The sequence below is a fragment of the Geodermatophilus sp. SYSU D00663 genome, from assembly GCF_054050655.1.
The window spans coordinates 1-21,217 of record NZ_JBJGZT010000045.1 but is presented as its reverse complement, the minus strand read 5'-3'; the positions used below and the strand labels follow the sequence as shown (position 1 = coordinate 21,217).

Sequence of the window (21,217 nt, the reverse complement as noted above, 5' to 3'; positions counted from 1 at the left end):
CGAGCCCCCTCCCGGCCGGGAGGGGGCTCGCTGCGTCCCGGGGTCCTAGCGGACGGGCCGGGCGGTCTCGCCGCGCCTGGGCCGCAGCTCGTGCGGCAGCGCGAACACCAGCCGCTCCTCGGCCGCCTTCACCGTCTCGACGTCGGGGTAGCCGCTCCCGGCCAGGAGGTCGAGCACCTCGCTGACCAGCACCTCGGGCACCGACGCGCCGCTGGTGACGCCGACGGTGCCGACGCCCTCCAGCCACGCGGGGTCGATCTCGGCGGCGTAGTCGACCAGGTGCGCGGCGCGGGCGCCGGCCTCCAGGGCCACCTCCACCAGCCGCACCGAGTTCGACGAGTTGGTCGAGCCGACGACGATCACCAGGTCGCACTCGCCGGCCATCTGCTTGACCGCCTGCTGCCGGTTCTGCGTGGCGTAGCAGATGTCGTCGCTCGGCGGGGACTGCAGGCCGGGGAACCGGGTCCTGAGCTGGTCGACGGTCGCGAGCGTCTCGTCGACCGACAGCGTGGTCTGCGACAGCCACACGACCCGCTCGGGGTCGCGGACCTCCACGTTCGCGACGTCGTCGGGGCCGTCGACGAGCTGGATGTGCTCGGGGGCCTCGCCGGAGGTGCCCTCGACCTCCTCGTGCCCGCGGTGGCCGATGAGGAGGATGTCGTAGTCCTCCTTGGCGAACCGCTTCGCCTCCTGGTGCACCTTGCTCACCAGCGGGCAGGTGGCGTCGATGGTGCGCAGCGAGCGCGCCCTCGCCTCCTCGTGCACGGCCGGCGAGACGCCGTGGGCGCTGAAGACGACGACCGCGCCCTCGGGCACCTCGTCGGTCTCGTCGACGAACACCGCGCCGCGCCGCTCGAGGGTCGCCACCACGTGCTTGTTGTGGACGATCTGCTTGCGGACGTACACCGGGGCGCCGTGGATCTCCAGGGCCCGCTCGACGGCCACCACCGCCCGGTCGACACCGGCGCAGTAGCCCCGGGGATCGGCCAGCAGGACCCGTCCGCGCTGATCAGCCATGACCCCATCGTAGGTGGCGCCGCGCTCCCGGCCCGGCCGTCGCGAGGGAGCGTGACGAGCCGCACGCCGCCCGACCGGGTGGGCCGGGGACCGGCCGCTGTGCCGTTCGCCGCGCGCTGCGGCAGGCTGGGCGCATGTCCCGTGAGATCCCGGAGCCGATCCGCGCCACCGTCGGTCTGGCCGCCACCGTCCTCGACGACGTCCGCAGCCTCCCGCAGACGCTGCCGGGCCTGCCGGTGCGCATCGTCGGCATCGCGCTGCAGGCAGCGATGAAGCTGCAGCAGCAGTGGTCGGGGCTGGTCGCCCGCGGTGACGAGGTGCTCACCGGGCTGCGCGGCGACCGCGAGCCCGGCCTGGCCACCTTCGACGAGGACGAGGAGGCCGCCGCCGGCGGCGCTCCCCTCGTCGCCCAGCCGATCGACGTGCTGCGCGACTCCGCGTTCGACCGCGCCCCCGACGTCGACACCGTCGGTGACGCCACCGAGGTCGACGTCACCGAGGTCGACGTCATGGAGGTCGACGTCGACACCGACGCCGCCGGCCTGGTCGACGACGAGCTCGCCGGGCTGCCCCAGGAGCCGTCCCCCGCCGCGGTCGTCGCCGCCGTCGAGGACGTCAACGACGAGGTGCTGGGCGCCGAGGAGGCCGCGTCCGCGCTCGACGCCGCCGACTCCGCGCTGACCGCCGAGGACGCCCTGGAGAGCGCGCTGCTCGAGGCCGAGGGCACCGGGACCCCCGCCGGCACCGCGGCCGCCCCGGAGGACACCCCGGCCGCGAGCGACCCGGGCGGCTCCCCGGTCGGCGAGCTGGCCGGCGCCCCCGACGTGGGCACCGACGACACGGTCGTGCCCGACGCCGCGGACTCCGGCGTGCCCGACACCGGCATCGGCCTCGCCGACGACGCCGCCGGCTCCCCCGACGCCGGTGTGCTGGGTGAGGACGCGGAGTCCGACGCGGCCGCGGCCGAGGAGGCCGCGACCGAGGTCGACGTCATCACGCCCGACGGGCAGGTCACCACGGTCGAGGGCACCGTCACCGACGAGGGCGTCGTCGCCCCCGAGGACGGCGGCGAGCAGGCCGCCGCCACGGACGAGGGTGCCGCCACCCAGGGGACGGCGGTCGGCGAGGCGAGCGACGTCGTCACCGGGGAGCACGCCCGCGTCGACGAGGAGCTCGGCGCCGAGCCCGCCCCCGGCGAGGACAGCGGTGCCGCCACCGACACGACCGGGCCCGAGCCGGTCGCCGAGGCCACCGACGAGGGCGGCACGACCGTCGCCGCGGCCACCGGGGTGCGCACCGACGTCGGTGGGGCCGACACCGCCGAGGAGGACGCGGCGATCGCCGAGGGCGCGGCCGTCGGCGCCGTCGGCGGGGACTCCGCCGCCCCCACCGACGACGCGCAGGGCGGCAGCGAGCTGTCCGGTTCGCAGGCCGCCGGGGCCGCCCCCGTCGAGGGCTACGACTCCTTCACCGTCGCCCAGCTGCGCGGCCGGCTCCGCGGCTACCAGCTGGCCACGGTGTCGGACCTGCTCGCCTACGAGGAGGCCACCCGCGCCCGGGCGCCGTTCCTCACGATGCTGCGCAACCGGCTGGAGAAGCTCGAGCAGCAGGCCGTCGAGACCAGCCCCCTGCAGCCCCGCGGCTAGCGGAGGGGGACCCACCCGGGGTGCCGGGCGGGGCCGTCGGCCCCGCCTGGCACCCTCGGGGCCGTGAGTGCGCCCTCGTCCCCCGAGTCGCCCTGGCCGGTGCGGACGGTGGCCCGCAAGGTCGCCGAGTGGATCGGCCGGCTCGGCGAGGTCTGGGTCGAGGGGCAGGTCGCCCAGCTCAACCGGCGCAGCGGCGCCGCGACCGTGTTCCTCACCCTGCGCGACCCCGCCGCCGACCTCTCGGTGCCGGTCACCTGCGCCCGCGACGTCGCCGACCGGCCCGGCCTGGAGCTCACCGAGGGCGCCCGTGTCATCGTCCGCGCGCGGCCGGACTACTACGTCGCCCGCGGCTCCTTCTCCCTGCGCGCCACCGAGATCCGCGCCGTCGGCCTCGGTGAGCTGCTCGCCCGCATCGAGCGGATCCGCCGGCTGCTGACCGCCGAGGGCCTGTTCGACCCCGCCCGCAAGCGCCCGCTGCCCTTCGCCCCCGCCGTGGTCGGGCTGGTCACCGGCAAGGACTCCGCCGCCGAGCGGGACGTGCTGGTCACCGCCCGCCGCCGCTGGCCCGCGGTGCGCTTCGCCGTCCACCACAGCCTGGTGCAGGGCGTGAACGCCGCCGCCTCGGTGATCGACGGGCTGCAGCGGCTGGACCGCGACCCCGAGGTCGAGGTGATCGTCATCGCCCGCGGCGGCGGCTCGGTCGAGGACCTGCTGCCCTTCTCGGACGAGGGCCTGGTCCGCGCGATCGCCGCCTGCCGCACGCCGGTGGTCACCGCCGTCGGGCACGAGACCGACACCACGCTGGTCGACCACGTCGCCGACGTCCGCGCGGCCACCCCCACCGACGCCGCACACCGCGTCGTCCCCGAGATCGGCGAGCAGCGGCGGCTGGTCGACGGGCTGCGCGCCCGCGCCCGGCACCTGCTCACCGTGCGCCTCGAGCAGTCCGAGCGGTGGCTGGAGAGCGTCCGCAGCCGGCCGGTGCTCGCCGACCCCCAGCGGCTGCTGCACGGCCGGGCCGACGACGTGGCGGCGCTGCGCGACCGGGCCCGCCGCACGCTCACCCACCGCGTCGAGTCCGCCGAGCGCGACCTCGACCACGCCCGCGCGCGGGTGGCCGCGCTGTCCCCGCAGGCGACGCTGCAGCGCGGCTACGCGCTGGTGCAGCGGGCCGACGGCGCCCTGGTCCGCGACCCGGCCGAGGTGGCCGACGGTGAGCGGCTGTCGGTGCGGGTCGCGGGCGGGCGGCTGGCCGTCCGGGTGGACGGGCAGGATGGGGAGCCGTGAGCGGACGGGAACGCGGGCATCGCAGCGAGGAACGAGCGAGGAGCGGAGCGTTCCGCGGGAGCGAACCGGGGACATGGTGAGCGAGCCGACGACCGAGCAGCCGACGCAGACCTACGAGCAGGCCCGCGAGGAGCTGGCCGAGGTGGTCCGCCGGCTCGAGGCCGGGGGGCTCACCCTCGAGGAGTCCCTCGGCCTCTGGGAGCGCGGCGAGCAGCTCGCGCAGCTGTGCCAGCACTGGCTCGACCGCGCCCGCGAGCGGCTGGCCGCCGCGGCGCCCGGCGAGCAGGAGGGCTGAGCCTCAGCTGGGGACGCTGACCGGCGCGACGGCGGTGGCGACGGTCTGCAGCTCGTCGTCGTCGGCCGAGCCGGTGACCACGGTGGTCACGTCCCCGGTCTCCAGCGACAGCACGGTCTCCCCGCGGCCGTTGGTCTGCCGGGTCCAGGTGCGCCCGGCCAGGTCGACGCTGCCGTCGTCCTGCGCGCCGTCGAGGACGGCGCGCAGCCGGTCGGCGTCGGGGTCGTCGGTGGTGAGGAAGCCCGCGTACTCGTCCGAGGGCGTCACGTAGCCGATCTCCAGGGTCACCGGCTCCCCCTCGCCGGCGTCCGCGGCGTCGGTGCGCGCGCTGGTCGGCCGGTAGCCGTCGGGCAGCCCGGCGGGCACCTCCACGGTGTAGGACGCCCGCTCGGCGGCGAGCCGGACGCTGCTGGTCGGGTCGATCGGGCGGACGGGGTCGATGCCGCTCTGGCGGAAGGCGACCCAGCCGGCGACGAGCAGGACGATGACCACCAGCGGCAGCAGCGACCGGAGCATGTTGGCCGCGCTCATCCGGTTCGCGCGCTCCGCCGCGGTCGGCGCCGGCGGCGGCTGCTCCTCGGGGGCCTGCTGGCCCGACGGGCCGGAACTGGTCATGCCCCTAGGATCGCAGCACCGATCCACGACCCCGCCGCCCCGCTCCCGGACTGCCCTGCGCGCCCGACCGGCCCCGGGGACGGGTCGCGGGCGGCGGGCACCGGCAACGGTGCCGGACTCAGGAGGTCCCGTGACCCTGCCCGTACCCGACGGCCCCGTGCCACCCACGCCCCGCCGGAGCACCTTCCGCACCGACCGCCCGGCGCCCGACCGCAACCTCGCCCTCGAGCTGGTGCGCGTCACCGAGGCCGCCGCGATGGCGGCGGGCCGCTGGGTCGGCCGCGGCGACAAGAACGGCGGCGACGGCGCCGCCGTCGACGCCATGCGGGCGCTGATCGGCACGGTGAGCATGCGCGGCGTCGTCGTGATCGGCGAGGGCGAGAAGGACCAGGCGCCGATGCTCTACAACGGCGAGCAGGTCGGCGACGGCTACGGCCCCGAGTGCGACGTCGCCGTCGACCCCATCGACGGCACCACCCTGATGGCCAAGGGCATGCCGAACGCCATCGCCGTCATGGCGGTGGCCGACCGCGGCGCGATGTACGACCCGTCGGCGGTCTTCTACATGGAGAAGATCGCCACCGGCCCAGCCGCCGCCGACGTCGTCGACATCACCGCGCCGGTCGCCGAGAACATCCGGAGGGTCGCCAAGGCCAAGCACGGCCGGGTGGAGGACGTCACCGTCTGCATCCTCGACCGGCCGCGGCACGACCAGCTCGTGCACGAGGTCCGCGAGGCCGGCGCGCGGATCCGGTTCATCACCGACGGCGACGTCGCCGGCGCGATCGCCGCGGCCCGGGAGGGCACCGGGGTCGACCTGCTCATGGGCATCGGCGGCACGCCGGAGGGGATCATCGCCGCCTGCGCGCTCAAGTGCATGGGCGGTGCGCTGCAGGGCCGGCTGTGGCCCAAGGACGACGAGGAGCGGCAGAAGGCGGTCGACGCCGGCCACGACCTCGACCGCGTGCTCACCATCGACGACCTGGTGCGCGGCGACGTGTTCTTCGTCGCCACCGGCATCACCGACGGCGAGCTGCTGCGCGGCGTCCAGTACCGCGCCGGCGGCTGCACCACGCAGTCGCTGGTCATGCGCTCGCGCTCGGGCACCATCCGCTCGATCGACAGCCTGCACTCGCTGGAGAAGCTGCGCGCCTACTCCGCCGTGCCCTTCGACCGCTCCGACGACGAGTGAAGGACCCGCCTGCCCCCCACCGCTCGCACGCTCGCGGCGGGGCTCCGCAGGCGGGCCGTTCCAGCACCGCACCACGGCCCCGGGGCGCTCGCCCCGGGGCCGTGGTGCGTCTGCGGGACCGGCGTCAGCCGAGCCGGCCCTCGCAGTTGGCGACCTCGTAGCTCACCCGGCCGGCGCAGGTGCCGGCGTACTGCTCCCACGGCGAGTCCGACGGGGAGGAGCCCCACAGGTCGTCGCAGGCCGCCCAGTCGCCGGCGAAGCAGCTGTCGGCCAGCGGCTGGAACTCGCCGTCCGGGTCCTCCCCGAGGCCCTGCGGCGGGACCGGGTCGCTCTGCGGCTCCGGCACGCCCTCACCGAGCCGCGACACACAGCCGTTGGCCTCGTAGCTCACCCGGCCGGCGCAGGTGCCCCCGTACTGCTCGTACGCCGAGTCGATCGGCGTCGAGACCCACAGCTCGTCGCAGGCGGAGAAGTCACCGGCGAAGCAGGCCTCGGCCAGCGGCTGGAACTCGCCGTCCGGGTCCGAGCCGAGCCCCTGCGGGGGCACCGGCGCCGAGGTCGACCCCGCACCACCGCCCCCGCCGGACGACGACGAGGACGACGAGGAGCTGCTCGACGAGGACGACGACGGGGACGGGCCCGAGGACGACGAGCTGGACGCGGACGAGGAGGTGCTGGTCCGCGTCGGGTCGGCGACGGTCGAGCCGTCGTCGTCGCGGAGGAGGAAGAACAGCCCGACGGCCGCGGCGGCGACCAGCAGCACCCCGGCGACCACCGAGGCGATGACGACGTTCTTCCTGTTGCCCTTCTGCTGCGGCTGGCCGTGGCCCGGCTGGCCGTAGGGCTGCTGGCCGTAGGGCTGCTGGCCGTAGCCGGGCTGCCCGTACTGGCCGTAGGGCTGGCCGTACTGCTGGTTCGGGTCGTAGGCCTGCTGCCCGTACTGCTGCGTCGGGTCGTAGCCGGGCTGGCCGTAGGGCTGCTGGCCGTAGGGCTGCTGGCCGTAGGGCTGCTGGCCGTACTGCTGCGTCGGGTCCTGGCCCGGCTGGCCGTGGGGCTGCTGACCGGGCTGGGGGAAGGGCGAGGTCTGGTCGCGCTCGCCCGGCTGGCCGTACCGGCCCGGCTGGAACTGGGAGGTGGGGGGCGCCGGCTGGCCGAATTGCCTCGTCGGGTCGTCGGACTGCCCCCACCCCTGCCGGCCGGGCTGCTCGCCCTGGGGGTCGTTGCCGCCCGGCGGCGGATACGGCGGCTGGGACATGGTGCGGACTCCTCGGTTCAGGTAGATGCGCTGGTCAGGCTAGGTGGGCCGGGTGGTGGCGACCAGCACCGGCAGGTCACGGACGGGCCGGTCAGTCGAGGTCGGTGCACAGCGGCACCGACCACGCCTTCACGCGGCCGCCGCAGGTGAGCGCGTACTCCTCGTACTCCGACAGCGGCGGCGACTCGGCGAACAGGTCGTCGCAGGCCTGCAGGTCGCCGTCGAAGCAGCCCTGGGCGTGGGCGTCGAGGAGGGGGTCGGACCCGAGGACGCCGGGCGGCACCGGCTCGGACTGCTCGACCTCGCCCGACCCGCCCCCGGTCCCGTAGTCGTAGTACTCGGAGGGGACGCCGCCGTAGAGGGCCTCCCCGACCGCCTCGCCCATCGCCTCGCCGGCCGCGCGGCCGGCGTCGTCCGCGGCGCCGCGGAGCACCAGCGCGCCGACGACGGCGGCGAGCACCAGCCCGAGGGCGAGGCCGCCCGCGAGCAGGGCGGCGGGGAGGACGCGGGAGGCCGGCGCGGGGGCGGTCACCGGCGCGGGCGCCGGCGGGACGGCGGGCGCCCGGCCGGCGGTGGGGTCCCAGGTGCCCCACGGCGTCCAGCCGCCCACGGGGACGGTGCCGGGCGCGTCCGGGGTGTACGGGTGGGTCACGGGGTCTCCTCGGGCCGTCGGCGTCGCCGCACCGTAGGACCCGGAGCCGCGCCGTCCCGGGTCCCACTCCGAGGCTGCGGGCAGTGGGGAGGACGGGGCCCTTCTAGGGTCACGCGTGCAGCACCGATCCCACCGACACCACACGGGAGCCAGCGTGGCCACCGAGCAGGACTACCGCGTCGAGCACGACTCCATGGGGGAGGTCCGTGTCCCCGCGTGGGCCAAGTGGCGTGCCCAGACCCAGCGCGCCGTCGAGAACTTCCCCATCTCGGGCACCCCCATCGAGCGCGAGCTCATCGCCGCCCTGGCCGCCATCAAGGGCGCCGCGGCCCGCGTCAACGCCGACCTCGGCGTCCTCGACGGCGAGGTCGCGCGGGCGATCGCCGCGGCCGCCGCCGAGGTGGCGTCCGGGAGGTGGGACGAGCACTTCCCCATCGACGTCTTCCAGACCGGCTCGGGGACGTCGAGCAACATGAACACCAACGAGGTCGTCGCGACCCTCGCCACCGAGGCCGCCGGCACGCCGGTGCACCCGAACGACCACGTCAACGCCTCGCAGTCGTCCAACGACGTCTTCCCCTCGGCCATCCACGTGGCCGCCACCCGGGCGATCGTGCGCGACCTCGTCCCGGCCCTGCGCCACCTCGAGTCCTCCCTCACCCGCAAGGAGACGGAGTTCGCCGAGGTCGTGAAGAGCGGCCGCACCCACCTCATGGACGCCACCCCGGTCACCCTCGGCCAGGAGTTCGGCGGCTACGCCGCGGCGATCCGCTACGGCGTCGAGCGGCTGGAGGCCTCGCTGCCGCGCATCGGTGAGCTGCCGCTGGGCGGCACCGCCGTCGGCACCGGGATCAACACCCCGCCCGGCTTCGCGGCCGCGATCATCGACACCCTCGCCGCGGAGCTGGACCTGCCGCTGTCCGAGGCGCGCAACCACTTCGAGGCGCAGAGCTCCCGGGACTCGCTGGTCGAGGCCTCCGGCCAGCTGAAGACGATCGCCGTCGGCCTGGTGAAGATCGCCAACGACCTGCGGTGGATGGGCTCGGGCCCCCGCACCGGGCTCGGCGAGATCCAGCTGCCCGACCTGCAGCCGGGCAGCTCGATCATGCCGGGCAAGGTGAACCCGGTGATCCCCGAGGCGGTCATCCAGGTCGCCGCCCAGGTCATCGGCAACGACGCCGCGGTCACCTACGCCGGCACCACCGGCGTCTTCGAGCTCAACGTGACGCTGCCGCTCATGGCCCGCAACGTGCTCGAGTCGATCCGCCTGCTGGCCAACGTCAGCCGGATCCTGGCCGACCGCTGCGTCGACGGGATCGTCGCCAACGTCGAGCAGTGCCGGACCTACGCGGAGTCCTCGCCGTCGATCGTGACGCCGCTCAACAAGTACATCGGCTACGAGGAGGCCGCGAAGGTCGCCAAGCAGTCGCTGGCCGAGCAGAAGACGATCCGCCAGGTGGTGCTCGAGCGCGGCTACGTCGAGCAGGGCAAGCTCACCGAGGCCCAGCTCGACGAGGCCCTCGACGTGCTCTCGATGACCCACCCCTGACCGTGCGGGGTGGGCCGGGAGCCCCGGCCCACCCCCGTGCGGGGACGGTCCCTGTCGTCCTCGGGGCCCGACGCCAGTAGCGTCGGGCCACCATGACCGAGACAGCCAGCACCCCCGAGGTATCCCTGCGACACGCGGGGGGTGACCTCCCGCTGCGCACGGTCCCGGCGTCGGAGGGACCCTCCGGGCTCGACGTCTCCAAGCTGTTGGCGACCACCGGGCAGGTGGCGCTCGACGTCGGCTTCGTCAACACCGCCTCGTGCACGTCGGAGATCACCTACATCGACGGTGACGCCGGCGTCCTGCGCTACCGCGGCTACCCCATCGACCAGCTCGCCGGGAAGGCCAGCTTCCTCGAGGTCACCTACCTGCTGATCTACGGCGAGCTGCCCACGGCCGACCAGCTGGCCGCCTTCGACGAGAAGCTGCGCCGGCACACCCTGCTGCACGAGGACCTCAAGCAGTTCTTCCAGGGCTTCCCGCGCGACGCCCACCCGATGCCGGTGCTGTCCTCGGCGGTCAGCGCCCTGTCGACCTTCTACCAGGACTCGCTGGACCCCTTCGACCCGCACCAGGTGGAGATCTCCACCGTCCGGCTGCTGGCCAAGCTGCCCACGATCGCGGCCTACGCGTACAAGAAGTCGGTCGGCCAGCCGTTCCTCTACCCGGACAACTCGCTGGGCCTGGTCGAGAACTTCCTGCGGATGACCTTCGGCTTCCCGGCCGAGCCCTACGAGGTCGACCCCGAGCTCGCCGCCGCCCTCGACATGCTCTTCGTGCTGCACGCCGACCACGAGCAGAACTGCTCGACGTCGACGGTGCGGCTGGTGGGCTCCTCGCACGCCAACCTCTTCGCCTCGGTGTCGGCCGGCATCAACGCGCTGTTCGGCCCGCTGCACGGCGGGGCCAACCAGTCGGTGCTGGAGATGCTCGAGTCCATCCAGGGCGAGGGCGGGGACATCCCGGCGTTCGTCGAGCGGGTGAAGAAGAAGGAGCCCGGCGTCAAGCTCATGGGCTTCGGGCACCGGGTGTACAAGAACTACGACCCGCGCGCGGCGATCGTGAAGCAGACCGCCGACACCGTGCTCGACAAGCTCGGCGGGGACAACCAGCTGCTCGACCTCGCCCGCCAGCTCGAGGAGATCGCGCTGTCCGACGACTACTTCGTCGAGCGCAGGCTCTACCCGAACGTCGACTTCTACACCGGGCTGATCTACCGGGCGATGGGCTTCCCGACCCGCATGTTCACCGTGCTGTTCGCGCTGGGCCGGCTGCCCGGGTGGATCGCGCAGTGGCGGGAGATGATCGCCGACCCGACGACGAAGATCGGCCGCCCGCGGCAGGTCTACACCGGTGAGACCGAGCGGGCGTTCGTCCCGCTGGCCGAGCGCTGACGACGTCGTCGATGGGCAGCGAGCCGCCCGGCGAGGACCTGCTGGTCCTCCCCCCGATCCCGCTGGCCACCGGGCGGCTGCTGCGCGACGACGACGACCGGCCGGTGCCGATCACCGCCGTCGAGCTGGTCGTGGTCACCGAGGACGGCGCCGAGCACCGCATCCCGCTGGTGGCGCGGCACGGCGCCTGGTGGCCGCCCGACCGCTGACCTCGCGGCGGAGGTGCGCCGGGCTTCTCCGCGGAGGTGCCCGGCGCGCCGGCCCGGTCCCCCGGCCGGGCGCATCCCCTCCCCCGTCGGGGTGAGGCCTCCCCTCCCGTCCCTCCTCCGGGTCCCCCGGGCGGTCGATCTGACGGCGAGCGCTCCACGCCGGAGCGCGGCCAGCCGATCGAGACCGCCCGGGGGACCCCGCCGTGCCCGCACCACGCACGCCCGCTCCCGCGCGCACGGCCACCCCCTCCCGCACGGCCTCCCCCCGCACCGCGCCCCGCCGCGAGCTCACCGCCCGCGAGGCCGAGGCGCTGCGCGCCCTCCTCGCCGCCCGCGCCGCCACCGGCGCTCCGGTCCCCCCGCGCCGCACCGGCACCTCGGCGCAGAAGACGAAGACGCGCCGGAAGCAGCCCGCCCGCCGCCGGCCCGCCGCCCGGACGCCGCGCGGGCGCGGCCCCTGGCGCACCCGGCTGCGGGTCGTCGGCCTGGCCACGCTGCTCGTGCCCGTCCTCACCGTGCTGCTCGCCCCGGCCACCTCCGCGCCCGGCTCGGCCACGGTGGCCCCCGACGCCGCGGGCCTGGCCCTGGCCGCCCGCAGCACCCTGCTGCAGGACGCCGACGCCTACCGCCGGCTGCAGGGCGAGGTCGCCACGCGGCGGGCCGAGCTGCGGGCCGCGGTCGAGGCCGAGCAGGCAGCGCGGGCCGCCGTCGCCGCCGAGCAGGTCACCGTCGGCTCCGCCGCGGCCGACCTCTACCGCGCCTCCGCGCAGACCCGCATGCCGGTCCTCGGCCTGTCCGCCGCGGCACCCGCGACCACCGGCGACGTCCTCTACCGCCAGGCGCTGGCCGACCGCGCCGCCCAGGAGCGGGAGACCGCCGTCGTCCGCGCCGAGCGCGCCGCGGTCGCGGCGGAGGCCGCCGCCGCACGGGTGGCCGCCGCGCAGGACGCCGTCGACGCCGCCGCGGCGCAGGCCCGCACCGTGCTGGCCGGCGTCCGCGCGACCGTGGACGACCTCGGCCTCGACGTCTCCGCGCAGCTGGCCGCGCTGGACACCGTCCCGGCCGCCGGCGCGCAGCAGGAGCGCAACACCGCCGCGCTGCAGCGCTGGCAGGGCTACCTCGCCGGGCTCGCGTCGGCGGGCGTCGAGCCGCCGTCCGCGGCCGAGCTGGCCGACCCGGCGACGCTGCCCGACGGCTTCTCCCCCGCGCTGGACGCCGCCGGGCAGGCCGTGCCCGGCGTGGCGTGGGCCGTCGTCGGCAACCGGCCGGTGACCGTGCTGCCGGCCGAGACCGTCGCCGCGGTGAGCAGCGCGCTGTCCCGGCTGGGCCGCCCGTACGCCGCCGGCGCCACGGGCCCGGACGCCTTCGACTGCGGCGGGCTCACCGCCTCGGCGTGGCTGCTGGCCGGCTACGACCTGCCGGCCGGCGCCGCGGAGCAGTGGGCCGCGGCGACCGTCGTGCCCGCCTCGCAGCTGCAGGTCGGCGACCTGGTCGTCTCCGACGGCGGCGCCGACGTGGCCCTGTACCTCGGCGACGGCGAGGTGCTCGGCGCCTCGGCGGCCACGTACCAGGTCGGCGTCCGCTCGATGCCCGCCGACGCCCGCGCCGTGCGGGTCACCCTGCCGGCGCCCGCGACGCCGAACGCGCCGCTGCCGGCGTCGGCGTCCGGCCGCGGGGCCTGCGGCGCTCCCCCGGCGCCGGTCGGCCCGGTGAGCCCCGCGTGGGGTGGCTGGTCCAACGGCCGGATCCCCGCCGAGGCGCTGTGCCCGATCGCCCGCGGCCACGCGCTGCGCTGCGACGCCGCGGCCGGCTACGCCGCGCTGGCCCGGGCCTACGAGGCGGCCTTCGGCAGCCCGCTGTGCGTCACCGACTCCTACCGGTCGATGGCCGCGCAGGTGGACGCGTTCCGCCGCAAGCCCGCGCTGGCCGCCGTGCCGGGGACGTCGAACCACGGCTGGGCGCTGGCGGTGGACCTGTGCGGCGGGGTGAACGTCGCCGGCACGCCGCAGTGGACGTGGATGACCGAGCACGCCGGGCGGTTCGGCTTCGTCAACCCCGACTGGGCCCGGCCCGGCGGCGAGAAGCCCGAGCCCTGGCACTGGGAGTTCGGGCACCTGGCCTGACGAAGGACCCCTCTGCCCCCCACCGCTCGCAGGCTCGCGGCGGGACCCTGCGGAGGGGCCGCCTCACAGCCAGCGGAGGTCGGGCAGGGCGGCCCAGGGCAGGCGCACGCACGCCTCGCCGGTCAGCCCGGCCAGGCGGTCGGTCACCCCCGCGGAGGCGCACGCCAGCGGCCGCAGCGGCGTGACGACGACGTGCGGCTCGGCCACGCGCAACCCGGCCCCGGCGATCCGCCCGAGCAGCCGCTCGGGATCGGCCAGCGCAGCCGTGGCGAGCATCGGCGCGCCGGGGTGCGACCACAGCGCCACCGGCCCCTCGACGCGGAGCACGCCCCCGGCGTCGGCGGCCCGGGCGGTGGCGGCGGTGCGGGTGCGGGCCACCACGGCGGCGTCAGCGCGGTCCGACGGCGTCCACGCGACGGTGCGGTCCCCGCGGCGGACGACGACCCGCCAGCCGACGGCGGTGCACGCCGGGCCGGTCCAGTCGAGGACGGCGACGCCGGCGCCGGCGGCCGCGGCGTCGCTGACCGGGCGGGCGGCGACGAAGGCGGTGAGCGCGGCGGCGACGCCGTCGGCGGTGGGGGTCACGCCGGCGTCGGTCATGTCCTCGGCGAGGTCGTGCAGCGGCACCCGCACGCGACGCTCGTCCTCGGCCAGGACCAGCACCGGCCCGCGGGCGGGGTCCGCGAGCACGGCGGCGCGCAGGCCGCCGGTCGCGAGGCCCGGCAGCACCGCGTCCGCGGCGGCGCGGACGTCGTCGACGGCGACCGGCGCCGGGCGCAGCCGCTGCAGCAGGCCCGACGAGGAGCGGCCGGGGCGCCCCCGCGTCACGGGCGGCGTCCCCCGAGGGTCGCGCGCAGGTCGCCCGGCAGCTCGGCCAGGCCGAGGACGCTGTCGAGCTCGGCGGCCGACAGCCGCACCGGCAGGACGTCCTCGGCCCAGCCGGTGACCCGGCGGACGCGGGCGGCGGGGCCGGGCCAGACGGCGTCGCGGGCGGCGGCCACGTGCAGCTCGGTCAGGACGTCGGCCAGGTGGACGGCGGCGACCGGGTGGACACCGGGCCGCTCGACGGCGGCACGCACGACGCCGGCCAGCAGCTCGCGGTCGGCCCCGGAGAGCCAGTGCGGGAGCAGGACGACGGCGGGGTCGCCCGCAGGCAGCACGCTCACCGCACACCTCCCCCCGTCGGCGTCTGCGGTCCCCCGGCGTCGGTGCAGCGGGGACTCGCGGTCACGTCCTCGATATCGGCAGGTCCGCGGCCGGATGGACCCGTCGGCGACGGACTCCTGCGTTCCGTTTACCGGGACGTCACTCGGACAACTCGGCGAGCCGGTCCTTGAGCGCCCGCTCGACGCGGTCGGCGTGCACGTTCATGTTGCGCACCGAGGTCCCGAGGTCGGCCGACACCTGGGTCTTGGTCTGCCCGCCCCAGGTGGTCAGGTACCAGGTGGCCCAGCCCAGGACGTTGGGCTGCGCGGCCCGCTGGCCGCGCGCGGCGGTCGGGTCGGGGGCGCAGGCCGCGGTCAGGGCGTGCGACAGCAGCGTCTGCTCCGCCTCGTCCATGATCTGGTCGGGCGCCTCGCTGGAGTCCGGCAGCAGCACCTCGGTCGCGTCCGGGCCGCCGTCGAGGGACTGCAGGTTGCGCAGGCCGTTGAGGGTGGCGACCGTCTGCGAGTTGCGCCGCAGCGTGGCCACGCTCTGCCCCATGTAGGCCGCGAGCTCGCGCTCGGTGGGCCGCCGCTGGTGCTCGGCCTGGAAGGCGGCGATCGCCTTCTGCTGCCGGTTCTCGGTGTCGGCGGCGGTGCGGCCGTGGGCGTTGCGGCCCAGGTCGTGCACCCACTTGGACAGCTGGGTGGCGAGGAAGGCGCCGAACGGGACGCCCTTGGTCTCGTCGTACTGGCCGACCGCCTTGAGGATCCACTCGGCGACCTGCTGGCCGAGGTCGTCGGGGTCGGGCAGGTGCATCCGGATCGTGCTCATGTTGCGCTGCAGCCGCTTGAGGCTGACCGGCTGGTAGTGCCGGCACAGGTCCTCGAGGAAGGCCGGCGGCAGGTCCCGCGGGGCGCGGCGGCGGACGCCGGCCTCCGCGCGCAGGCCCACGGTGGCGACGTCGCGGGTCGAGCACCAGGCGCGGATCCAGTCGGCGAGCACCTGGCCCTGGCCGCAGGGGCCGTCCACGCGGTAGAGCCCCTCGCCCTCGTCGTGGCTGACCGTGACGCCGTCGGGCAGGTCGGCGCGGAACGCGGCCAGCGGCAGGTCCCGGTCGACGCGGAAGTGCACCCGGTCGCGCGCGGTGATCGGGACCCGCGCGAAGCCCTCGGCCTCGGGGATCCCGCCGAAGACGAGCGGCGCGCGGGTGCCGGCGTCGGCCGGCTGGTCGGCGGTGGGGACGGCGGGCTGGGGGGTGCTGGTCACCGGGGACTCCTGGTCGATCGCGGGGAAGGCGTCGGCGAGGGGTGGGGCGTTACGCGGAGACGCGCTCGTACGCGGACGCGCCGGCCGGGACCTCGAGGTCGCCGTCGTCGGCGCGGAGGAGGACCTCGGCGGCGGCGCGCTCGGCGGCGGAGGGCTCGGCGGCGTACACCGGCATGTGGTCGTACAGAACCGTGAACAGGTCACTGACGAAGGCGTAGGCGGCCTGCGCCTGCGGCGAGAAGCGGGCGATCGCCTCGCGAGGGCCGAGCTCCACGCCGACGGTGACGCGGACGACCCGCTCGTCCTTGCCGAGCCCGGTGACCGAGAAGGCGACCGACGGGTGCGCGGCGGCCAGAGCCGCCAGCTCGGCCAGGCAGCGCCGGGTGGACCCGCGGCGCGGCCGCAGCTGGACGTGGACGACGACGGTCTCGTCGGCCTGCTGGGTCCCTGCCATCACGCTGTGCTGCATCCTCATCGCCCCCTGTGTCGTGCTCGGGGGCAACTCTGGCGCATGAGCGGACGGTGACGGGCACACAACTCGCCGTGCCCTGTGCAATCTCCGGGCCGACCTTCGTCAGGTCTTGCCCGTCCGGACGTCCATCCCGGTCCGGCGGGTCCGCGCATCGGCGACTGTTGCCGAGCCGCGGACCCGCCGTCGGTGGCGTGTCGTCAGCGCGCGGGCAGCTCCGGCGGGGCGGGCCGCTTCCCGGCCCCCGCAGGGGCGTCCGGGGCGGCGGCCGCGGGGCCGGCGGCCTGCGGCGCGAAGGCGGCGAGCGCGCCGAGCGTGTCCGCGGTGACCTGCGCGGCGAGCAGGTTGGCCTCGGCGATCTGCCGGTAGACCTCCTCGCGGTGGATGGTCACCTCGCGCGGGGCCTTGAAGCCCAGCCGGACGGTGCCGCCGCGGACCTCGACGACGTGCACCTCGATGTCGTCGCCGATGCGGATGGTCTCGCCGACGCTGCGGGTCAGTGTGAGCACGGGTACCCCTCCATGGGTGTGTGACGGCCTCCTGGCACCCCCGCCCGGCGGGGCGGGGTGTCGAGCGGTCGGACCGCTCCCCTCCTCTATCGGCGCAGGGGACGCCGGATGGGATGACGGCTGTCGGGGAGCACGACCTGGGTGGCCCGCCAGTTCGCCGGGTTGAGCACGACGGGGGCGCGCAGGTTCGCCGTCGCCGCCGCCGGGCCCTCGGCCGGCACGGTGACCAGGCAGAACAGCGAGGCGTCGGTCGGGTCGGCGAGGTCCAGGTCGGCCAGCACCTGGGCCGGCAGCACGGGCGCGTAGTCCGGGAAGTACCGGGCCGGGGGGATGGTCAGGAACCGCGGACCGTCGGCGTCCAGGGACTGGAGCCAGAACAGCAGCCCGTCCCCGTCGGCCGTGACGAGCACGTAGTCGCGGAAGTCGGGGAAGCCGGGCAGCGGGGACACCATGCCCAGCAGGGGCAGGGTGACGACGGGGGCGAGGGTCACCGCAGGAATTCCGCGAGCGAGGGCTGGATGACCTGGGCGGTCGCCTGCAGAGCGACCTGGTAGCCCACCTGCTGGAGGTTCAGCTCCATGATCGTCTTCGGCAGGTCGACGTCCTCGACGCCGGCCAGCTGCTGCTTGAGGCTGAGCTGGAGGTCGGTGTTGGCCTCGGCCGCCCGGTCCATGCGGGCAGCGCGGGTGCCGATGTCCGCGGTGGCGGTCAGCATCCGCTCCATGACGCCGTCGAGGTCGTCCAGCGCCGTCTGCAGGGCGGTGGCGTCCTGGGCGCCCGCTGCGGCGGCAGCCCTCTCCAGCACGGCGAACAGACCGGTGGGCCCCGTGCCGAAGGCCTCGGGCCCCGTGACGTCGATCCGGATGTCCTCACGGTCGGAGACGCGGCGGGTCAGGACGCCGTCCGTGCGGCCGACGAAGGTGCCGTCGTCGGCATAGGCGACCGTGCCTCCCGTGGGTCCGCCGAAGACCGGCCGGCCCTGCACGACCGCGTTGGCCAGGCCGAGCAGGCTCGTGCGGAGCCCCTCGAGCTCGGTGCGGATCGCGCCGGCGGACGACGTGCTCATCCCACCCGTGCTCGCCGCCTGGACGACGAGCGACCGGGCCTGCCGGGTCTGCTGCAGCATGGACTGCAACGTGGAGTCCGTCGTCTCGAGGAACGCGCTCCCGTCGGCGATGTTGCGGGCGTACTGAGCCGCGCCGGACGCGTCGGCCCGGATGATCATCGACTGGTTGGTGCCCGTGGGCGAGTCCGAGGGGCGGCTGATCGTCCTGCCCGCGGTCAACTGCTGCTGCAGCCGACCGACGGCGTCCTGGTTGCGGTAGAGGCCCTGCAGGCTGGTGAGCGCGATCGAGCGCTGGGTCACGCGCACCGGGTCACAGCCCCACTCGGCCCATGCGGTTGATGAGGACGTCCAGGGACTCGTCGATGGCCGTCACCATGCGGGCGGCCGCCGAGTAGGCGTGCTGGAAGGACATCATCCTGGTCATCTCCTCGTCGAGGTTCACTCCGCTCACCGACTCCCGGGCGCTGTCCACCTGGGCCGTGATGACGTCCTGGATGTCGCTGTTGCGCGCGACCACGGCCGCCTGGACCCCGAGGTCCACGACCAGCGCGCGGTACGTCGCGTCCACGCCGGTCTGGTCCAGGCGCAACCGGTGGGCGGCGGCCGCGTTGCCACCGTCCAGCGACGGCCCGGCGGCGTCCGGCGCGAGGAGCGCGGCGGCCACGTCCTGGGGACGGGTGAGCCGCAGCCGGATGTTCGCCGCGGTCACCGTGGCGGGGTCGACGGTGACCGCGCCCGTCCCGTCGTCGACCATCGGTCCGCCCACGTCACCGTCCAGGTCGTAGGCCGGCTCCGTACCGGTCCCCGCCTGGGCGTCGTTGAGCGTCCGGGCCACCTGCGATGCGATCGCGTCGAGCCGCCCGCGGTAGCCGGGGAGGATCGTCCCGAGGACCGACAGCTGCCCCTCCGCCGTCCCGCCGGGCCGGACGGTGGTCCCTCCCGGCCGGGTCACCAGGCGGGGGTCCCCGGGCGCGGCCGACCGGGAGTCCGTGGTGCCGGTGAGCTCCAGGGCGGTCGCGGTGTCGCCGGTGACGAGGGAGGTCCCCCCGATGCTGACGTCCACCTGCCCGTCGGCCCCCGCCCTGCCCGTCGCGCCCACCTTCTCCGCCAGTTGCAGGACGAACACGTCGCGCTTGTCCGCGAGCTCGTTCACCGGCAGGCCGGCGCGCGATGCCTTCTGGATGGCGGCGTTCAGGTCCGCGATGGACCGGGCCGCGGCGTTGACGTCCGCGACCAGGGCGTCGAGGTTGTCCCTGGTCTTCTCCCACTCCGCGCCGAGGACGCCGTCAGCTGTCCGGAGGCCGGACACCAGGGTCTCCGTACGCTGCAGCAGCTGACTGCGTGCGGCCAGGTCCTCGGGGTGGTTCGCGACGTCGCTCCACCCGTCCCACATGTCGGCGAGCATGCTCTGGATGCCCGAGCTGCCGGGCTCGCGGAGCGCGTTCTCCACGGCGGACAGTCCCGCGCTCTCCGCGGTCAACCGCGCGGAGTTGGCCCGCTCCGCCTGTGCCCGGCTCTCGAGGAACGCGTCACGGATGCGGATGACCGTGTCCGCGTCGACACCCTGACCGACCTGGTTGCTGACGGAGTGGATCGCCGGGACGGTGTTGCCGTTGACCGACTGCAGCTCGACCCGCTGCCGGGAGTAGCCGTCGGTGTTGACGTTGGCGATGTTCTGGCCGGTGACGTCGAGTCCGCGCTGGGCGGCCCAGAGCGCCGTCGTCGCGGTGTTGAGGCCGGAGAACGAACTCACAGGGCACCGTCCAGGGTGACCGCGCGGGAGGACCCGTGCTCGGAGCGGCCGGTGGCGCCGTAGGTGCCGGCCGTGGGCTGGCGGACCGACAGCAGCGCGTCGCCGATCGCGGACAGGCCGCCCTCGATGAGCTCGCGGTTGGCGTCGGAGAGGCTGCGCAGGTCGGTGACGAGGACCAGCAGCGCTTCGTGGTGCCTGGCCAGCAGGTCGTTCCACGGCGCGGGCGCGGCCTCGGCCAGCTGGCGCAGCGACGGGTTGACCCCGGTGCCCAGCCGGACGGCGATCGCCTCGGTGGCGGCGGCCCGCTCGACCTCGAGGACGCGCAGCTGGTCGAGGACGACCTCGATCTCGTGGGCGATCCGGGCCAGCCAGCGGGTCTTGCCGGACAGGATCAGGTACTGCTTCTCCTCTGCCTTGAACAGCAGCAGGTCGAGCAGCTCCTGCTCGCGCCACAGCAGCGTCGACAGGTGCTGGAAGTCCACGTCCGCCACCGCCTCCCTCGTCTCCCGGCGGGTGTCCCCGCCTTCGCGGACAGACGGTCGGCAGCGGGCAAGCGCCCCTCAAGCCGAGTTCCCAGGATTGGCAGGAGTTGTGCGTCCGGGAGGGCGCGGTCCCTGCCGAGAGAGGGACCGTGCCAGCAGCCCGCTCCCCGGTGACCGACCGCGCGGTTCCCGCGCGCTCCGCTCCCCCGCAGCCGTCGGACGCCGCGCGCCCCGACGTCCTGCGCTCCGAGGTCGAGGTCGAGGCGCTCGTCACCGAGCACCTGGCCCTGTGCTCGTTCGCGGTCAACGCGGTGGCCTCGCGCATCTCGCTGCCCGGCCACGTGAGCCGGGAGGACCTCCTGTCCTGCGCGAAGGTGGCGCTGGTCGAGGTGGCCCGCCGGTTCGACCCGTCGGCCGGCGCGACGTTCGCCACCTACGCCCTCCCCCGGCTGCAGGGCGCGGTCCTGGACGAGCTGCGCTCGGGCGACTGGGCCAGCCGCTCGGTCCGGGCCGCGGCCCGCCGCACCGACGCCGCGTCCGACGCCCTGACCATCCGGCTGGGCCGGCCGCCGACGCGCGAGGAGCTCGCCGAGGCCCTCGGGGTGCGCCGCGAGGACCTCGACGCGCTGCAGGTCGACGTCCACCGCGCGGTCATGGTCAGCATCGACGCGGAGACCGGCGCCGAGGGCGGCACGCTGGACCTGCCCGACCCCGGCGAGTCCCCCGAGCGGGCGGTGCTGCGCGGTGAACGGGCCCGCTACCTGCAGGACGCCATCCGCGCGCTGCCCGACCGGCTCGACGAGGTCGTGGAGCGCAACTTCTTCGGTGGGGAGTCGCTCACCGACATCGCCGCCGACCTCGGCGTCACGCTCTCCCGCGTCTCGCAGATGCGCGCCCGCGCGCTCACCCTGCTGCACGCGGCGATGAGCGAGGTGTGGGAGGGCCGGGCGGTGCCGGCCGACGGCGGCGTCCGCGCGCGCAACCAGCAGCGGCTGTACGTGGAGAGGGTCGCCGGCCGGAGTCCGTTGCCGCCGATCCCGGCACCGCGGCCGGCGTGGCAGGCGGCCGCCCACCGGTACCGCGCGGCCCGCCCCGCCTGAGGCGACGTCCGACCGGCAGGACCCGCTCGGACCGGCACCTGCGGGCCGGGCGGGTCCCCGCGTCGCCACCCCTGCGCACGGTCCTCGCCGGCCCGCTCGGCGGCAGCAGGCGGCCGTGCCGGGAGCCGACCCGGAGCAGCTCCCACCGAGAGGGACGACGGCCCCGGGGCCGCCGCGGGGGGCGCGCGCCCG

22 protein-coding genes are annotated in these 21,217 nt (G+C 75.8%); 9 read left to right on the top strand and 13 right to left on the bottom strand.

The window, feature by feature from the left end; translation table 11 throughout:
• Positions 1-45: 45 nt before the first annotated feature.
• Positions 46-1,017 (bottom strand): 4-hydroxy-3-methylbut-2-enyl diphosphate reductase, encoded by a 972-nt coding sequence (locus tag ACI79Z_RS22320; RefSeq protein ID WP_387993941.1) that lies wholly within the window; start codon positions 1,015-1,017, stop codon positions 46-48.
• A gap of 134 nt (positions 1,018-1,151) precedes the next feature.
• Between ACI79Z_RS22320 and ACI79Z_RS22315 the strand changes: the two genes are divergently transcribed.
• The 3 genes from ACI79Z_RS22315 to ACI79Z_RS22305 all read left to right on the top strand — a co-directional run bounded on the left by ACI79Z_RS22315 (position 1,152) and on the right by ACI79Z_RS22305 (position 4,245).
• Positions 1,152-2,663 carry a hypothetical protein gene (locus tag ACI79Z_RS22315; protein WP_456904115.1) on the top strand — a complete coding sequence of 504 codons (1,512 nt, stop codon included), beginning with the start codon at positions 1,152-1,154 and terminating at the stop codon, positions 2,661-2,663.
• Between the two features lie 63 nt (positions 2,664-2,726).
• Positions 2,727-3,950: an exodeoxyribonuclease VII large subunit gene (gene xseA / locus ACI79Z_RS22310; protein ID WP_387993936.1), complete on the top strand. Its 1,224-nt coding sequence runs from the start codon at positions 2,727-2,729 to the stop codon at positions 3,948-3,950.
• Between the two features lie 76 nt (positions 3,951-4,026).
• Entirely contained in the window at positions 4,027-4,245 is a 219-nt protein-coding gene (locus ACI79Z_RS22305; protein ID WP_387993933.1) for an exodeoxyribonuclease VII small subunit, read from the top strand.
• A gap of 3 nt (positions 4,246-4,248) precedes the next feature.
• Here ACI79Z_RS22305 and ACI79Z_RS22300 read toward each other — a convergent pair whose 3' ends face one another.
• The gene (locus ACI79Z_RS22300) at positions 4,249-4,860 is read right to left on the bottom strand and encodes a DUF4245 domain-containing protein (protein ID WP_387993930.1); all 612 of its coding nucleotides are present in this window, start codon (positions 4,858-4,860) and stop codon (positions 4,249-4,251) included.
• A 130-nt stretch (positions 4,861-4,990) separates the two neighbouring features.
• On the opposite strand from ACI79Z_RS22300, the gene glpX reads away from it, so the two are divergent.
• Positions 4,991-6,052, top strand: a complete 1,062-nt coding sequence (gene glpX, locus ACI79Z_RS22295) for a class II fructose-bisphosphatase (protein WP_387993927.1) — start codon at positions 4,991-4,993, stop codon at positions 6,050-6,052.
• Between the two features lie 124 nt (positions 6,053-6,176).
• Here the strand turns inward: glpX and ACI79Z_RS22290 are convergent, their stop codons facing one another.
• Both ACI79Z_RS22290 and ACI79Z_RS22285 read right to left on the bottom strand, forming a co-directional pair.
• Positions 6,177-7,307, bottom strand: a complete 1,131-nt coding sequence (locus tag ACI79Z_RS22290; protein ID WP_456904111.1) for a hypothetical protein — start codon at positions 7,305-7,307, stop codon at positions 6,177-6,179.
• Positions 7,308-7,398: 91 nt separating this feature from the next.
• Positions 7,399-7,959, bottom strand: coding sequence for a hypothetical protein (locus tag ACI79Z_RS22285; protein ID WP_456904110.1), 561 nt, complete (start codon positions 7,957-7,959; stop codon positions 7,399-7,401).
• A 154-nt stretch (positions 7,960-8,113) separates the two neighbouring features.
• On the opposite strand from ACI79Z_RS22285, the gene ACI79Z_RS22280 reads away from it, so the two are divergent.
• The 4 genes from ACI79Z_RS22280 (at position 8,114) to ACI79Z_RS22265 (ending at position 13,234) form a co-directional block, all read left to right on the top strand.
• Positions 8,114-9,508 carry a class II fumarate hydratase gene (locus ACI79Z_RS22280; RefSeq protein WP_387993919.1) on the top strand — a complete coding sequence of 465 codons (1,395 nt, stop codon included), beginning with the start codon at positions 8,114-8,116 and terminating at the stop codon, positions 9,506-9,508.
• Positions 9,509-9,600: 92 nt separating this feature from the next.
• On the top strand, positions 9,601-10,902 hold the full coding sequence (locus ACI79Z_RS22275) for a citrate synthase (protein WP_387993916.1): 1,302 nt from the start codon (positions 9,601-9,603) through the stop codon (positions 10,900-10,902).
• An 11-nt stretch (positions 10,903-10,913) separates the two neighbouring features.
• The gene (locus ACI79Z_RS22270; RefSeq protein ID WP_387993914.1) at positions 10,914-11,111 is read left to right on the top strand and encodes a hypothetical protein; all 198 of its coding nucleotides are present in this window, start codon (positions 10,914-10,916) and stop codon (positions 11,109-11,111) included.
• 203 nt (positions 11,112-11,314) lie between these two features.
• Positions 11,315-13,234 carry an NlpC/P60 family protein gene (locus ACI79Z_RS22265; protein ID WP_456904107.1) on the top strand — a complete coding sequence of 640 codons (1,920 nt, stop codon included), beginning with the start codon at positions 11,315-11,317 and terminating at the stop codon, positions 13,232-13,234.
• A gap of 63 nt (positions 13,235-13,297) precedes the next feature.
• Here the strand turns inward: ACI79Z_RS22265 and ACI79Z_RS22260 are convergent, their stop codons facing one another.
• The 9 genes from ACI79Z_RS22260 to ACI79Z_RS22220 all read right to left on the bottom strand — a co-directional run bounded on the left by ACI79Z_RS22260 (position 13,298) and on the right by ACI79Z_RS22220 (position 19,934).
• Positions 13,298-14,062, bottom strand: coding sequence for a hypothetical protein (locus ACI79Z_RS22260; RefSeq protein ID WP_456904105.1), 765 nt, complete (start codon positions 14,060-14,062; stop codon positions 13,298-13,300).
• Positions 14,059-14,400, bottom strand: coding sequence for a hypothetical protein (locus ACI79Z_RS22255; protein ID WP_387993906.1), 342 nt, complete (start codon positions 14,398-14,400; stop codon positions 14,059-14,061). Before ACI79Z_RS22255 ends, ACI79Z_RS22260 begins: the two co-directional genes overlap by 4 nt.
• Positions 14,401-14,539: 139 nt before the next feature.
• Positions 14,540-15,646: a flagellar biosynthesis protein FliA gene (locus ACI79Z_RS22250; RefSeq protein WP_456904102.1), complete on the bottom strand. Its 1,107-nt coding sequence runs from the start codon at positions 15,644-15,646 to the stop codon at positions 14,540-14,542.
• A gap of 49 nt (positions 15,647-15,695) precedes the next feature.
• The gene (locus tag ACI79Z_RS22245; RefSeq protein ID WP_387993898.1) at positions 15,696-16,100 is read right to left on the bottom strand and encodes a hypothetical protein; all 405 of its coding nucleotides are present in this window, start codon (positions 16,098-16,100) and stop codon (positions 15,696-15,698) included.
• Positions 16,101-16,315: 215 nt separating this feature from the next.
• Positions 16,316-16,624 carry a carbon storage regulator gene (gene csrA / locus ACI79Z_RS22240; RefSeq protein ID WP_456904100.1) on the bottom strand — a complete coding sequence of 103 codons (309 nt, stop codon included), beginning with the start codon at positions 16,622-16,624 and terminating at the stop codon, positions 16,316-16,318.
• 86 nt (positions 16,625-16,710) lie between these two features.
• Positions 16,711-17,115, bottom strand: coding sequence for a flagellar assembly protein FliW (gene fliW, locus ACI79Z_RS22235; RefSeq protein WP_387993895.1), 405 nt, complete (start codon positions 17,113-17,115; stop codon positions 16,711-16,713).
• Positions 17,112-17,990, bottom strand: a complete 879-nt coding sequence (locus ACI79Z_RS22230) for a flagellin N-terminal helical domain-containing protein (RefSeq protein WP_387993893.1) — start codon at positions 17,988-17,990, stop codon at positions 17,112-17,114. Before ACI79Z_RS22230 ends, fliW begins: the two co-directional genes overlap by 4 nt.
• 10 nt (positions 17,991-18,000) lie before the next feature.
• Positions 18,001-19,443 carry a flagellar hook-associated protein FlgK gene (gene flgK, locus ACI79Z_RS22225; protein WP_387993891.1) on the bottom strand — a complete coding sequence of 481 codons (1,443 nt, stop codon included), beginning with the start codon at positions 19,441-19,443 and terminating at the stop codon, positions 18,001-18,003.
• Complete coding sequence (locus ACI79Z_RS22220) at positions 19,440-19,934, bottom strand: flagellar protein FlgN (protein ID WP_387993888.1); 495 nt, start codon at positions 19,932-19,934, stop codon at positions 19,440-19,442. The genes flgK and ACI79Z_RS22220 overlap by 4 nt, the downstream gene beginning before the upstream one ends.
• A 161-nt stretch (positions 19,935-20,095) precedes the next feature.
• Between ACI79Z_RS22220 and ACI79Z_RS22215 the strand changes: the two genes are divergently transcribed.
• On the top strand, positions 20,096-21,025 hold the full coding sequence (locus tag ACI79Z_RS22215; RefSeq protein WP_387993886.1) for a sigma-70 family RNA polymerase sigma factor: 930 nt from the start codon (positions 20,096-20,098) through the stop codon (positions 21,023-21,025).
• Positions 21,026-21,217: the final 192 nt, after the last annotated feature.

What these genes read in the sequence shown, in the direction of transcription:
- ACI79Z_RS22245 (WP_387993898.1), bottom strand. Translation starts at nt 16,100, where the DNA reads ATGGCAGGGACCCAGCAGGCCGACGAGACCGTCGTCGTCCACGTCCAG.
- ACI79Z_RS22290 (WP_456904111.1), bottom strand. Translation starts at nt 7,307, where the DNA reads ATGTCCCAGCCGCCGTATCCGCCGCCGGGCGGCAACGACCCCCAGGGC.
- ACI79Z_RS22275 (WP_387993916.1), top strand. Translation starts at nt 9,601, where the DNA reads ATGACCGAGACAGCCAGCACCCCCGAGGTATCCCTGCGACACGCGGGG.
- ACI79Z_RS22270 (WP_387993914.1), top strand. Translation starts at nt 10,914, where the DNA reads ATGGGCAGCGAGCCGCCCGGCGAGGACCTGCTGGTCCTCCCCCCGATC.
- ACI79Z_RS22300 (WP_387993930.1), bottom strand. Translation starts at nt 4,860, where the DNA reads ATGACCAGTTCCGGCCCGTCGGGCCAGCAGGCCCCCGAGGAGCAGCCG.
- ACI79Z_RS22320 (WP_387993941.1), bottom strand. Translation starts at nt 1,017, where the DNA reads ATGGCTGATCAGCGCGGACGGGTCCTGCTGGCCGATCCCCGGGGCTAC.
- ACI79Z_RS22315 (WP_456904115.1), top strand. Translation starts at nt 1,152, where the DNA reads ATGTCCCGTGAGATCCCGGAGCCGATCCGCGCCACCGTCGGTCTGGCC.